The organism is Pseudoalteromonas sp. NZS11_1, assembly GCF_015864275.1.
Taxonomy (GTDB): domain Bacteria; phylum Pseudomonadota; class Gammaproteobacteria; order Enterobacterales; family Alteromonadaceae; genus Pseudoalteromonas; species Pseudoalteromonas arctica.
On sequence record NZ_JADYXK010000019.1, the window covers coordinates 70117 to 83909 of the forward strand.

Here is a 13793-nt window from a genome sequence, read left to right on the forward strand (position 1 = left end):
CATTAACTTCAATTATATCCGCCTTACATAGCCAATAAATAACAATTAGTACCCTCGGTTTTTCCAAAAATCTGTTGCGGTGCGCTCTGCCTCTAATGCCACATTAAAAGTTTTATCAGCAATGATTTTTCCATTTAGTTCAATCGTCATTCGCCAATCACCCAATTTATTTTCTATCGGCAGCCAAAGTGTATCGCCTAAATAAAAGTTCCAATCACTGTTTTTAACGTATACATCGCCTTCAAAAGGATCCATTACATCACCGTTACTACCTGGAATATCAGGATGGTAAATACAATAATGAAGCTTTTCGCCTTTACCTTTTTTGATATTTACGATTAAGCCAAACTCAATATCTACCTCAGCTATTACATTTGTTGTAAATTGCTCTATTTGTGGCAACGCTTTACTTTCGCTATCCCACTTAGAGTAAATACCGTGACTTTGTAACGTCACTACAGGTTTTGTTTTAGCCATTAAGGTAGCCTTTTATGTTAGCTATTTTGGCATTAGTTTAACTTTTTGAAATTTTAAAATAAAACACAATCTCATAAAGTTAAATCTCAACTTAGCTTTAATACTCCGCCTATTTACATAATTGCTAATTTGTCATCATTGTTTACACACTATTTGCACAATTGCTGATTATTGTTTGAGTAACTTAATTGATCAGGTAGGCAGCAATGAAACAATACGCACTTAATAATAAAAATCGAAATAGGATAAATGCTTTAAAGCTCACTTCTCTTGCTTTAATTGTTTCATCGTTAGTTGCATGTGGAGGTGGAGAAGGCATAGCTGATAGCTCAGAAACTACAGAAAGCTCATCACAAACCACCACAGATAATGGCACAGGTACCAGCAGTTCAACCCAAAGTGTACTTTGTGAATATAGCTACAGTGAATATAACGAGTCAGAGTCAGTACAAGCCACCAGCGCTGCAGATTGGTCATGCACAGGAACTACACGCGACTTAGCAGCTAATGGCATACCCGATCACGAAGTAGGTACATTCCCTAATGCTGATAACCCAAATACTATTTCTGAACAATCAGTAAATGAAAGCTACACACTTGAGCCTATAGAAACAACACAAGCAACTATGCTTGGTGGTCCTCGTGGAATGATAGGCGTTGTACTTAATGGCATTAAAATAGACGCAGGCACAGGCGGAAGTTGTGATGATTCTGGCACCGATTGCGATTTAGGCGACAACAGCGGCAACTGGAATATAGAAGCCCTAAGCCAAGACACGTTTAGTTTTGGAACAGACGACAACAATGCACATGTACAACCCGATGGCACATATCACTATCATGGTATGCCAGAAGGCTTTGTAGCAATGCGAGGTGGCAATAGCACCACTATGACTCTAATAGGCTGGGCAGCAGATGGCTTTCCTATATATGCACGTTACGGCTATTCAGACTCAAGTGATGCAACTTCAGCCCTAACCGCAATGACCGGTAGCTACCAACACATAACAACCGTAAGCGCAAACCGCCCTTCTACCGATATATACCCATTAGGTACATTTGCACAAGATTGGGAATACGTAGCAGGCTCTGGTGATTTAGATGAATGTAATGGCCGCGTTGGTGTAACGCCTGAGTTTCCTGATGGGATATACCACTACTACGCAACAGACACTTACCCGTTTTTTCAACGCTGTGTTAAAGGCGAAGTTTAGTTAGGAGTAAGCTATGCCTTATATAAAAAGAGGTCTACTGAGTATGACTACTTTGGGTTTGTTGATTATGCCAAATTTAGCAAACGCGCATTTAATGGTTGCAGATCACGGTACGCTGAATTTTGTTGATAATAACGTGTTTATTGTGCTTTCAATCCCTATGTCGGCTTTTAAAGGGGTTGATGAAGATAAGGATGGCAAAGTATCAATAGTTGAGTTTAATGCTCATAAAAAACAAATAAGTAAGCGAGTTAAAAAGAACGTTTATTTAGCAGAACATCAGTATAAATTTACTATTGACGGACTTTTACTAAACCCAGAAGCGTCGCATACACATAAAAGCGACAATATAGACCAAGTAACCATTACTGGGCGCTACTCTTTGCCCAGTAAATTAACCAAAGTTAACTTTAACGTTAAGCTATTTAGTAACAATGAGCACAAGCAGCATTATCAAATAACAGCGACTAATAAAACGCAAAAGCTAACTCATCAATTTGAGCTATCACCAACATCGCCCTTTAGTAAGGTGTTTAATAATTAGTAATACTTACCTAAATAATTAAGTGGCAAAGAGTACAAGTTAAACCAATTTGTGCTCTTTTTTATCTTTGTCTTCTTATTTAATACTCTTTAGTTAAGTGCTTTTTCTATAAAGATACAAGCTTAGGATTTTTAGGAAAGTAATGCTCTTCTTGCTGCTCACATAAACTAAACTCACGGGTGTTTTTATAAGGGAGTTTCATAAAGCCCGCAACACCAACGTCAGTAATATTTACCGCGTATTGCATGAGTTTATTAAGAAGGCGTTTAAACTCAACTTCTTTGGTCGAATCGAGTAATCGGTAGTAATGGTGAATTTTCATTCTATCAGGCAGTGCTTCAAAAATAATACACCCCGTATGATGAATTTGGTTAAGCTCAAATACGCACTTAATAACTTTTTTAGGTAGCTGTAGTTGCTCGTCAGGGTCTTTACCGTCTTCAAAGTATGAATGCGGGCGGGTTATGTCATTTGCTTTCATACTTACTACTTCGTATTCAAGCTCTGGTAGGCTATCAAACTTAAATGCCCCCGTGCCATCTCGCTCTAGTTGAATAGTTTTACGGGCATCAAACAAACAGCACTTAAATAGCCCTTTTTGATTAATCGCTTGCGCAAGCATAACCGTATTATTAATCGCATCACTAAACGCATCACCCAATGATTCGTCATGCATAATTAAAGACGATTCAACAAATAACGACTCATCTCTCCAATGAAAACTAAGCCCGCCTACTACAGGATACTTTGCTAATCGGCTTATAGATGCTAAAAATGCTTTTTCGGTATCGCCTGTATCAAACAAAAACTCTTTGTAATAACGGTCAAGTTGCGCGTCGTTTATATCTAGTAATTGTTGATTATGATCAGCCTGGCGTAAAAATTGTTTTCGTGAGCTATACACAACCGTATCTGGCTGCTCATCGCTACCATACCAAAAAGGGATATCTGCTTTTTTTTGTTTTTTAGCAAATTCAGGTAAATACGCTTTCGCCATAGTTGTAATGTTACGCATAAAGTAATCACCAGCACCATCACGTTGTGCCTTACTTTTAGAAAGCATACCGTCAATTACTTTAGCCAGCTCTTTTGGAAGCCCTAAGCTGCTTGCAGGTATAGCTTGTGCACCAAAGCGACACGACTGCGCCGACGCTAACGCATACAACGTAGCGGCTACACCTTGCTCGTCAAATCGTGGGGATGATTGCTCCCCCGACATTTGCGCTTCACCAATAAAGTACACATCGCCCATACGCGCATTAGTTGTGCTTAAATCGCCCGACATTAAATCCATAAAGTTACTCGCAACAGGGTTACCATCACTATCGAGCTGTGCATACACAGAGCTGCCCCAATCCACTAACGACAGCGCATCAGTGTTTGCATCCCAAACAAGGTTTGAAGGTTTTATATCGCCATGCACTATAGGTTGTGGGCTAACGCCATTTTTGTGGCTGCGTAAATCAATTAATACATTACGTAACCTAACAGCTAGCGCCATTATTTGCGCGGCACTAAAGCGCCCTGTTTTAAGCGATACTTTTTCCAGATCCTCTCCAATGGCGCGAGCCATCATTAAAATCCCTTGTTTTTTAATTCGCTCAAACGCATAAAAGGTAGGCACTAAGGGGTTATTAATTTGCGAAAGCATATACGCTTCGTCTTCTAGGCGGTCACGTACACTTTGGGCAAGCGTAATACGCGAAAACTTAAATACCCAAGGTAAGCCGTTATCGTCATCACCTGCAAACACAAAACCAAAAGCTCCTGAACCAATCATTTCAACGTTTTTGTAGCCCAGCAGTGTTAACTGCTTAATACAAATATTAAGCCACTGGCGGTGTTTTTTAGCATCGCGGTGCGAAAGCAAATAAACAGATTGCTCTTCGTTGATATAAAAATTGCGGATTTCTTTGGCTTTCAATACAGGTACTCAAACTTATAAAACTAACCAATTATTAGTTTTATGTAATGAGATTACAATAGGTTAAATAAGAGTTTTGAAATCGTGGAATAAAACAGCGCTAAAGTAGCGCCATAGCAGTAAATTTAAGTGTAAACGTTAAAGCTCAAAGTAAGCTTTTACAATGTACTGTATATAAATACAGTGCATTGCTTTTTGCTAACTTTCAATAACACGAAGCTGCTTAAGTGATGACACAGCTATGTGCGTTTGATAATAATATTTATTAGTAGCTCTACCACGGCTCATAAAATCGATAGTTACTCGTTTAGCTTCGCCTGTTACTTCTATTGTTTTATCAATAAAAAAGGTGTCTGCTGGTTGCCCGTATTTACTTTGAAGCTCTGCTACCACATTAGGCTGTATTGATACCGTAATTGAACGCCTGTCACGATAATCAGTTTCTGTATTTAAATACAACCAACTCCCCTGAACTCCCGCCGCTTCAATATGAAACTGGTAAGTGCCAGCAACCCCCTTTGGTGCACTTTGCTCAGTTAAAGCGATAAGGTTCATATTTGCAGCCGTACTTTGGCTCATTTCAATTTTATGGGGAACAGAACTACATGCACTAAGCGTTAGCACACTTAGTAAGGCTAGATATTTCAAGACACAATTTCCTTGTTTCTTACACCAATTCGCATAATTAAGTAATCTATTTTGAGGCAAGAAAACCGTATTGATAACAAAGCAAAATTTCGTTATTGAGTTGTTCTATATCAAAAATTTTTAATGCAGTTAGCGATTTAATCCCTTAAATTGATTAACTATTATTGCGAATTGGTATTATGCATTATTAAAAATATGTAGCGTTAATGATACCACTATATGCAGCCATGTTTCTATAATCAATCCAAACAATTAGTTAGCGGGTATTAAGGTGCATTGCGCTGAGAAGGATCTGTTTTAAAGCTTTTTAGCAAACTTTGTGGGTCAACCACCTCGGTATGTTCTTTAGCAGCCTGCGCCCACCATATTAGTTGGCCAAACGTACGTGAGAAATAATTAAACCACGATGATTGACTCTCTCCTGCAACAGGTTTGCCATCCTCACTAAACACATCTTGCGCTTTTGGCACGTGGATCATAGCCGATACCGGCAAACAGCCAAGTTCAGATAAAAAAGTACGCATGCTAATGGCCGCTCTTACGCCCCCCCACTGTCCTGCTGAGTAAGTTACTATTGCACTTGGTTTATACGAAAATAGTGAGCTACCAAAATGATTAAGTAAGTCAGCGAGGGCTGGACTCATGCTGTGATTGTACTCAGGGCTAATCATTATATAACCATCTGCGGCTTTAATTTTATCAGCTAATAGAGTGAGCTCTGTAGGTGCATTACTATTAGCGTATGCAAAATGTGGTTTAAATACGTTTTCGCTAGGAAAATCCAACGCATCAATTAGCTCAAACTCATGATCGCCAAAATGCTCTGTTAAGCATTCTATACAAGCCCTAGAAACCCTTAAACCTAAGCGAGCTGGCTTTGGTGGTGTACTATCGCGTACTGTGCCTAAAAATACTAAAAACTTCATATGTAATTCTCAACTGTGTTTAAACGATAGCTAAACACTAACATTTTTTAGTTATTGTGTATTACACATACGCATGGTTTATTGATTCAAAACATACGAATAATTTAAAAGCTGTAAACTCACCCTCGAAAAGCAAACACGCCCTAGTATTGATAACTTAGCCCTACACCACCCCAAAATATATTTCGAAGTGTCTCGTCACCTACAAAGCGTTTTTCATCTTTATTAACTGCAATGCTATAGCTTGTATATGTGTATAAGGCTAACTGATTAAAAAGCTGATACGACAAGTTTGCAGTAAACTTAACGTTGTTTACTCCGTTGTGCCCATCACTAACATACCCCGCGTTAAACCCCACGCCTGATTGAATATCTACTGATAATAAATCGTTAATATAAAAATCTTTTTTTACTGCCAACTCCAAAAATGTACCGCTGGCATCAAATGAATGATAAACACTACTTAACAACTGAATATCGTCTGCATAAAAATACGCAAAGTCGAGGCTTAGCTCATTATCGTGAGCATCAATGCCTTCTTCACGAGCTTTAATATAGTTATAACCTACATACATCTCTATCCGCTCAGATAAGTGAGCGGTATAAATAGTATTTAAATTAAGCTCTGAATAATCACTACTAATACCTTTTGCCGCCCAAGGGATCACCGCAAAGTTTTTATAATTAAACTCAGTAGCAATTGATGCAATACCATTACCGGCAAGGTTATCCCGACCTTCGGTTACATATCGGCTTTCCCATAATGGGTGTATATGTAAATCAAACTCTTTATTTTTATAATTTACGTCAGTATGGGTATGCTTAATATTTCCGCCTACGCCCACTTCAAGCTCTTGATAGTGCTCTTGTGTTTTTGCTTGTGCGTAAGCTGTATTTACTCCCGCTAGAGTCGTAATAACAAATACATATTTTAAATAGTGAGTCATTTATTAAGTCCAAAACCATCATAAATGGTAAAAAGTGGCGCATAGTATTGTTATAAAACGTGTTAGCGCAATAAATGGATGCATATATATTGTTTTATTTATTAGATTTGAAGTATTTACTAAGTATTACCCATAAACTACAAGTTGCAATTAGCTCGGATTTCAACCAACAAACCAAAGCTATATACGCACCGAGCAATGCTATAGCAGGTACTTAATTTAATAGTAAAATGATAGTTATAGTACTCACGGTGAGGTGTTCCCTATTGCAAAAACAGGAAAAGTATAAGTAGGAAGTGTAAAAAAGTGCGATAAAGGGGAAAACTATAAGCAGCAATAACTCATTAAGCTGCTTATTATTCTTAAAATTATTAACCTAATTTGTTGGCCAGTTTAGTGACTTAAATAAGCCATAACGGCAATGAGTGCAACATAAAAACAAAAACCGAGTAAGAAGATTAAGTCGACTCTTCTAGCTTTACTCGCTTTATAAGATGCAAAATCCTTAAACTCGCTTTTATACTGCCCAAACGTTACCACTTTTAATAGCAGCCAGCCGGTCGAGTAAAATAAAAAGCTCAAACCAGTATCAACTATTAGCCAAATAAAAATATCAAATGCAATACTCATTAACTATGTCCATTAGTTTGGAATACAAAAACTATATCAGCTATGTGTTTAAAATACAGCCAGCTAAGTTAATTAAGGTGTAACAGTAAATTTCGTTAAACCTATTAACTGACCTGATTCGGTGACTACTTTTACTTGCCACTTACCAACAGAGTCACTAGGGAAGTTTACCTTGTGGGTCCATGCTCTGTACCCTAGCTCTCTCCCGCCATTTATATTTAACGTGATCCGATCAACTTCTTTTTTATTATGAAGCCACACATGAAATATTTTTTCATTTAAGCCTCTTGGTGCTTTAACAGCGGTCCAACTATATAAACCTTGATGGTGCAGTGTATAAGAGTCTAACTGTTTAATACTCCCTACTGGCTTTTTATGCTGTAAATCAACTTCATGAGCTAACGTAATATCGGTTAATCGCAGCGCAGCAGGAGGCACATAGCTCCTTAATTGCCACACAGCAGTGCTCAAAGCACATAAAATCAATACAAGAATAGGAAAACGCCACCAGCGTGCATTAGGCATTAAATTGTTTAAACTCGGTAGAGTAACCACTACAGCCGTTACAAGAGCTGCGGCTAAACTTTGGCTCGTTGTAAGGTTTAACAAAATAGGTAAAGTAACAAGCAAAACAACGAATAAAGCAAAGTTATGAAACACACTAAATAACGTACGGTTTCTAGCAAGTTTTTTGTAATAAAAGGGGTCTATAACCGATATAACCGCACACAAAGCAATAAGGGAAGTAAAAATTGCTTGAGGATGATCCCACTGCGTAACCGCTAAAAAAAACGGCAAAGCAAAAAATAGGCTTTCTTGTTGCACCATTTGCAGAGCAAAACGCATTACATTAGGAGATACAGCCACACCAAAATTTTCTTCTACTTTGTCACGTAGCCAATTATCAATAATTAGCCACAACCAACTAACAAGCAAAAATATTGCAATAAATTGTGAAAAAGACTCTTTTCTATCTACTAGTGCAAAGCTAGCAACACCCGACAAAAATGACATCACAGCCAATAATCCAGGCCGCCTTTGCATCGCGCTTATAAATTTAGCGATTATATTTTTACAGTAATCCATGTATGAGTGTTTCCGTACGGGTATGTACTTTATTATTTTTGTTCAGAGTACGATTAGTTTAACCAAGTTTAAATGAACAACAGATAGACGGATGGATTTAAACGCGCCATTTAACAGTACATCAAACTAACCATTTTAATTAAATAAAAGCCCGGCATAGCGCGTCATTGTTACGTTTATTAATTTTTGTAACGCGTGAGCCTTAGCAAGTAATTCGTCTTCACTAAGTGCAGGTATTGTATTGTTAAAAGCAAAAACAATTTTATTACCGCCTTCAATAATAAAACTAAGAATCTTTCCTGCAAACTCTTTCTCAAGTAGTTGATCGAACGCTTCCCTCTGCCCAATTTTGGTATGGCAAATATTAAGTACTAAAACACCATCAAAAGTAAGCGCATTTTTACAATCGCGTAAGTAGGATGATTGCACCTGATCTGATTCCATCCCTTCTGAGCTATATAAATCAGAAAAAATAACGTCCGTTTTTATCTGCGTTTTTTTCATGTAGTTTGCCGCATCATCAATATGAATAAACAAACGTTCTGACACGGGGACTTCAAAATATTTTATAGCCATATCAGCAACGGCTTTGCGGTATTCAACGGTATGTATAGTCAATGCAGGAAACGCATGATAAAGACTTTTTGCGATAGAGCCCGCCCCAAGTCCCATTATCATCGCGGTTTTTAAGTGCGGAATAAAAAAAAGCGCAGCCATCATAGCTTGCGTATAAGCTAAGCTTAACCCGTTAATACTATTTAATTTAATACAGCTTTGATAAATTTTTCCGTCAAAGCTGAGAATAAGATTCTTTTTTGTTTGATATACATAAACAGGGCCATGCTCATCAATAGTTGATGCAATACAAGTGCCTTTGATATCCACGAATACTCAATAGGTGAGGTGATGAAAAACGAGTATAACTTACTTAACGCACTGGCATTGCCATTAATATGGTTTATAGCCTTTTATTAATTTACAAGCATTTATATACGTACTCAGAAAAGTCGGTTTATCTTTTGAGATTAGATTAGCTAAGGTATCTACTTATATAGCTAGATGGAACTTACCCGTGACGACATTTATTATAAACAGCGACGCAATATGCTAAAAACTTAACTAACATACTGATATAGCCACAAAAAAACTATTTGAATATTCCTCATGTTCAACATGAATAAAGTGTACACCAAAACAAAGGAAGTCTAAACGGCTAAACATCTATCCTTTATTTTTACCGATTTGTGCCTTTTTTTCGCCAATTGCTACGTTATCGAATCTAACAATAATGATTAATGAATATGACTCATGTTTTATGTGAAATTAAACCGTTTTTCTTCATGTACCAACCCACGTATAAATTACTCATCACTTAGCGCTAAACACTATTACTAACAACTTAAAGCCGCTGAATAACAAAATCAGCTAAGTAAGTTGCAAGGCTAATAAAGCGCAGAGCATCAATCAGGTTTAAATTATTAAATTGGATATAAACACGATGAAAAAAGATTTTACATTTAATATTAAGAGCGTTTCACTCGACGAAAATTATCATCCATCAACTAATACGCGTATCACAACCAACTTTGCTAATTTAGCCAGAGGTGAATACCGCAAAGCAAACTTGCGTAACGCCTTAAACATGATTAACAACCGTTTTAATGCCCTAGCCCACTGGGATAACACCAAAGGTGAGCGTTATGCTGTTGAGCTTGAAATTATCTCTGTTGAGATAGGTATTGAAGATGGCGGCGAAAGCTTCCCCTCTATCGAAATATTAAAAACAAATATTGTTGATCATAAAACAAATAAACGCATTGAAGGTATTGTAGGAAACAACTTTTCATCGTATGTGCGCGACTACGATTTTAGCGTACTTCTACAAGAGCATAATAAAGGCAAGCCTCAATTTAGCATTCCAGATGACTTTGGGGTTTTACATGGCAAGCTATTTCAGTCATTCGTAAATTCGGATACATACAAACAAAACTTTAAAAAACCACCGGTTATATGCCTAAGTGTGTCAGATAACAAAACCTACAACCGCACCGAAAACCAACACCCGGTACTTGGCGTAGAATACGAACCAAATGAATCGTCTTTAACTGAGCAATACTTCAAAAAAATGGGCTTGCAGGTACGTTACTTTATGCCGCCAAATAGTGCAGCGCCTTTGGCATTGTTTTTCTTTGGTGATTTACTTAATGATTACAGCAATCTTGAGCTTATAAGCACCATTAGTACGATGGAAACGTTTCAAAAAATCTACAGACCAGAGATTTATAATGCCAACGCAACAGCGGGTAAATCATATAAACCAAACTTAAAAAACTTGGATCATTCACTAACGCAAATTGTGTATGACCGAGAAGAGCGCGGCAAGTTAGCAAATGAGCAAGGCAAGTTTGCACAAGAGCATTTTATCAAGCCGTATCAAACGGTTCTTGAGCAATTCTCTACTAGCTATCTGTCATAACAACTAATAGTAACAAGCAGTAATAACGCGCTTAACGATACGTTTAATAATTAACTAAAATATACGGCATTATTTATTATGAAAATATTACTACCTACATCTACCGCTGGCAGTTTACCTAAGCCTTTATGGCTTGCAGAGCCAGAAACACTTTGGTCACCTTGGAAATTACAAGGTGACGAATTAACCCAAGGCAAACACGACGCCCTACGCTTGTCATTATTCGACCAACAACAAGCAGGCATTGATATTGTTAGCGATGGCGAGCAAACAAGGCAGCATTTTGTAACTACATTTATAGAGCACCTAAATGGCGTTGACTTTGAAAAACGTAAAACAGTAAAAATTCGTGACCGATACGACGCAAGCGTACCTACAGTTGTGGGCCCTGTCAGCCGTCAAAAGTCTGTGTTTGTTGAAGACGTTAAATTTTTACGCAAGCAAACCAAACAACCAATAAAATGGGCATTGCCAGGCCCAATGACAATGATCGACACGCTTTATGATGATCATTATAAAAGCCGCGAAAAACTAGCATGGGAATTTGCCATAATACTCAATCAAGAAGCAAAAGAATTAGAAGCCGCAGGCGTTGATATCATCCAATTTGATGAGCCCGCGTTTAACGTATTTTTTGATGAAGTGAACGACTGGGGAATTGCCTGTTTAGAGCGCGCAATTGAAGGGCTTAAATGCGAAACCGCAGTGCATATTTGCTATGGCTACGGCATTAAAGCAAATACAGATTGGAAAAAAACACTAGGAAGCGAATGGCGACAGTACGAAGAAGCATTCCCTAAGCTTCAGCAATCTAATATCGATATTATCTCACTAGAGTGCCATAACTCGCATGTACCAATGGATTTACTAGAACTTATTCGCGGTAAAAAAGTAATGGTAGGCGCAATTGATGTAGCAAATCACAGAATCGAAACGCCAGAAGAAGTAGCTAATACGCTACGTAAAGCACTGCAATTTGTAGATGCCGACAAACTCTACCCGTGTACAAACTGCGGCATGGCTCCACTACCTCACCATATAGCTAACGGCAAATTAAATGCCTTGAGCGCTGGGGCTGAAATTATAAGAAAAGAATTATTAGAAAAGAACTAGAAAAGTAGCTTTAAAATACAAATTGTAAACAATAACAGCTGTCGCACCATGCCATAATTAAGCCCATAAACATGGTGCGCTAGTTAAAATTTACTAAAGAACAAAGTTTAGGTTAGATACTTAATTTTTTTCATTAAAAAGCTCTAGCCTGTTTTTTGAAAAATCGATAACAGCTTGGTATTGAATAAAAAAGGGAGAGCCTAATAAGCCATGTACTCCCTTTTCACCACCTGCAATCTGAACATGGTCAAGATTAAGTGATACAAAATCAGGACTCTCAAATAAGGCATTTCCTAATTCTATTGAATGAACCTCTACATCCCCCATTGCGTGATCAGAAGTGCCCAAGCCTGCTGCATTCTCAACATTTAGTGTCTCTTCAATGCCTAGCTCACTTAGGCATCCCCTGTCTAAAACAGATGTTCCAGCGCCAGTATCTAAAATAAAACGTAACAATTTACCGTTAATTTTAGCTTCAACAATTTGGTGGCCTGTTTCTGATATTTAAAACTCAATTACAGTTTTGCCTTCAGATAAATTCATATACGTTCCTTGTTATAAAGTTTTTAAAATCTTACTTACTATTTTCAGCTTCCCACAATTAATAGGCAAATTTTACTAGTCGCCCACCTCAGCGCGTTTTGTTATATGGCTATTTTCTATCTAGCCAACATTTTTCAAACACTACTTGGTTTGAATTAGAAACAATTAACTTATGAACAAAACTCAAGTCATCCAAGGGAGCAGAATCATTGCCTACCATGTAAGTAACGCTTGATGAATTTACCCAATTACCATTAATACTAACTGACGCCTCATTTTTTAATAGTAATCCCTCGAATAGCCCTTGATATCCAGCCATAACATGAATAGCTTTACTCAACTCTCGTCCTTGCAAGCCATCTGTTGCAATTAAGAGGTTTGAGTGGTCTATAAGTTTGTTTTTTGGCAATTTAGATAAGCTTTCAAGTATGTAAGCTTTAGCGTCTTTTAAAAATGCCTTATGGTTTGCCATATTATTTTTAACAAAGTCTATCGCTTTTGATACAGGTAAAATTACCTTTAAATAATTAGTTTGTAGAAAATGGCTGGAAGCTCATAAGATTCGGGATGCACTAATTCAGATTCCCATTTAACTGGATATTGGGTTGACTCACAAGGATCAGATTCTGCTTCCACAAAACCAGAAACTAAAAACTAAAAAAACTGCTAAAACTAAAATTTTCTGCATACGTTCTCTAGCTATAGTCCTGCTTAGTTGGCTTGTTATGTGTTTATACCACTTTGTTTTTATTGGAAAAGCTACTGAACAAATAAACTATACCATACCAAGAAATACAACCAACAACATATACAACTATTTCGCGAAAACTGTAATAAGGTATAGCTCCGCTCCTTAAATCACCTATTGCGCCAATAAACAAACCAACTGAAATTAATGAACCGATGGCTAAACTTATGGAAGTATTGAGGAGCTTAGAAAATGAAAATGTAATGCATGCTGAAAAGAAACCTAAATAAATGATTATATGAAGCTCAATATAGTAAATGAGTTCAAGTTCATGCTTTTCACCTGCAAAGGGATAAAGTGGTTGTGGCGGTGCTAGAAAATAACCTAATAGCGCTCCTAGTAAAGCAGCTACAGGGATTAATAAAACTTTAAATTTACTCATAGTTTGAAAAACACATAACGAGCCTGTAGATTAACTCGTTTTTAAATTTGTTTTTATTGATAAACAAACCATAGCTGAGTTCCTATTTTGGTTCAATTGATTACTGTATTTTTACGCAGAATATAGAAGTGTTTG

The 13793-nt window shown here is 37.3% G+C and carries 15 protein-coding genes; 4 read left to right on the top strand and 11 right to left on the bottom strand.

What is annotated here, in order from left to right:
* Positions 1-45: 45 nt before the first annotated feature.
* Complete coding sequence (locus I6F44_RS13830; protein WP_197173982.1) at positions 46-477, bottom strand: DUF3859 domain-containing protein; 432 nt, start codon at positions 475-477, stop codon at positions 46-48.
* A 206-nt stretch (positions 478-683) separates the two neighbouring features.
* Between I6F44_RS13830 and I6F44_RS13835 the strand changes: the two genes are divergently transcribed.
* Together I6F44_RS13835 and I6F44_RS13840 are read left to right on the top strand one after the other, a co-directional pair.
* Complete coding sequence (locus I6F44_RS13835; protein WP_024593629.1) at positions 684-1691, top strand: YHYH protein; 1008 nt, start codon at positions 684-686, stop codon at positions 1689-1691.
* Positions 1692-1704: 13 nt separating this feature from the next.
* Complete coding sequence (locus I6F44_RS13840) at positions 1705-2235, top strand: hypothetical protein (RefSeq protein WP_197173983.1); 531 nt, start codon at positions 1705-1707, stop codon at positions 2233-2235.
* 106 nt (positions 2236-2341) lie between these two features.
* Here the strand turns inward: I6F44_RS13840 and I6F44_RS13845 are convergent, their stop codons facing one another.
* The 7 genes from I6F44_RS13845 to I6F44_RS13875 all read right to left on the bottom strand — a co-directional run bounded on the left by I6F44_RS13845 (position 2342) and on the right by I6F44_RS13875 (position 9281).
* The gene (locus I6F44_RS13845) at positions 2342-4159 is read right to left on the bottom strand and encodes a protein kinase domain-containing protein (protein ID WP_197173984.1); all 1818 of its coding nucleotides are present in this window, start codon (positions 4157-4159) and stop codon (positions 2342-2344) included.
* A gap of 198 nt (positions 4160-4357) precedes the next feature.
* Positions 4358-4807, bottom strand: a complete 450-nt coding sequence (locus I6F44_RS13850) for a hypothetical protein (protein WP_197173985.1) — start codon at positions 4805-4807, stop codon at positions 4358-4360.
* Positions 4808-5073: 266 nt separating this feature from the next.
* On the bottom strand, positions 5074-5733 hold the full coding sequence (locus I6F44_RS13855; protein WP_007582767.1) for an NADPH-dependent FMN reductase: 660 nt from the start codon (positions 5731-5733) through the stop codon (positions 5074-5076).
* A 143-nt stretch (positions 5734-5876) separates the two neighbouring features.
* Complete coding sequence (locus I6F44_RS13860; RefSeq protein WP_197173986.1) at positions 5877-6680, bottom strand: hypothetical protein; 804 nt, start codon at positions 6678-6680, stop codon at positions 5877-5879.
* A 393-nt stretch (positions 6681-7073) separates the two neighbouring features.
* Positions 7074-7310, bottom strand: coding sequence for a hypothetical protein (locus tag I6F44_RS13865; protein ID WP_121955291.1), 237 nt, complete (start codon positions 7308-7310; stop codon positions 7074-7076).
* A 72-nt stretch (positions 7311-7382) separates the two neighbouring features.
* Complete coding sequence (locus I6F44_RS13870) at positions 7383-8396, bottom strand: DUF5924 family protein (RefSeq protein ID WP_197173987.1); 1014 nt, start codon at positions 8394-8396, stop codon at positions 7383-7385.
* Between the two features lie 135 nt (positions 8397-8531).
* The gene (locus I6F44_RS13875) at positions 8532-9281 is read right to left on the bottom strand and encodes an ATP-binding protein (protein WP_197173988.1); all 750 of its coding nucleotides are present in this window, start codon (positions 9279-9281) and stop codon (positions 8532-8534) included.
* Positions 9282-9894: 613 nt separating this feature from the next.
* Here I6F44_RS13875 and I6F44_RS13880 point away from each other — a divergent pair.
* A complete protein-coding gene (locus tag I6F44_RS13880) occupies positions 9895-10872 on the top strand; it encodes a DUF1852 domain-containing protein (protein ID WP_008136414.1) in 978 nt (325 codons plus the stop codon).
* A 78-nt stretch (positions 10873-10950) separates the two neighbouring features.
* Complete coding sequence (locus I6F44_RS13885) at positions 10951-11985, top strand: methionine synthase (protein ID WP_197173989.1); 1035 nt, start codon at positions 10951-10953, stop codon at positions 11983-11985.
* Between the two features lie 120 nt (positions 11986-12105).
* On the opposite strand, the gene I6F44_RS13890 is transcribed toward I6F44_RS13885, so the two are convergent.
* The 3 genes from I6F44_RS13890 to I6F44_RS13900 all read right to left on the bottom strand — a co-directional run bounded on the left by I6F44_RS13890 (position 12106) and on the right by I6F44_RS13900 (position 13658).
* A complete protein-coding gene (locus tag I6F44_RS13890) occupies positions 12106-12489 on the bottom strand; it encodes a retropepsin-like aspartic protease (protein WP_331459073.1) in 384 nt (127 codons plus the stop codon).
* 148 nt (positions 12490-12637) lie between these two features.
* Entirely contained in the window at positions 12638-13000 is a 363-nt protein-coding gene (locus I6F44_RS13895; RefSeq protein WP_197173990.1) for a hypothetical protein, read from the bottom strand.
* 259 nt (positions 13001-13259) lie between these two features.
* A complete protein-coding gene (locus tag I6F44_RS13900) occupies positions 13260-13658 on the bottom strand; it encodes a hypothetical protein (protein ID WP_197173991.1) in 399 nt (132 codons plus the stop codon).
* Between the last annotated feature and the right edge of the window lie 135 nt (positions 13659-13793).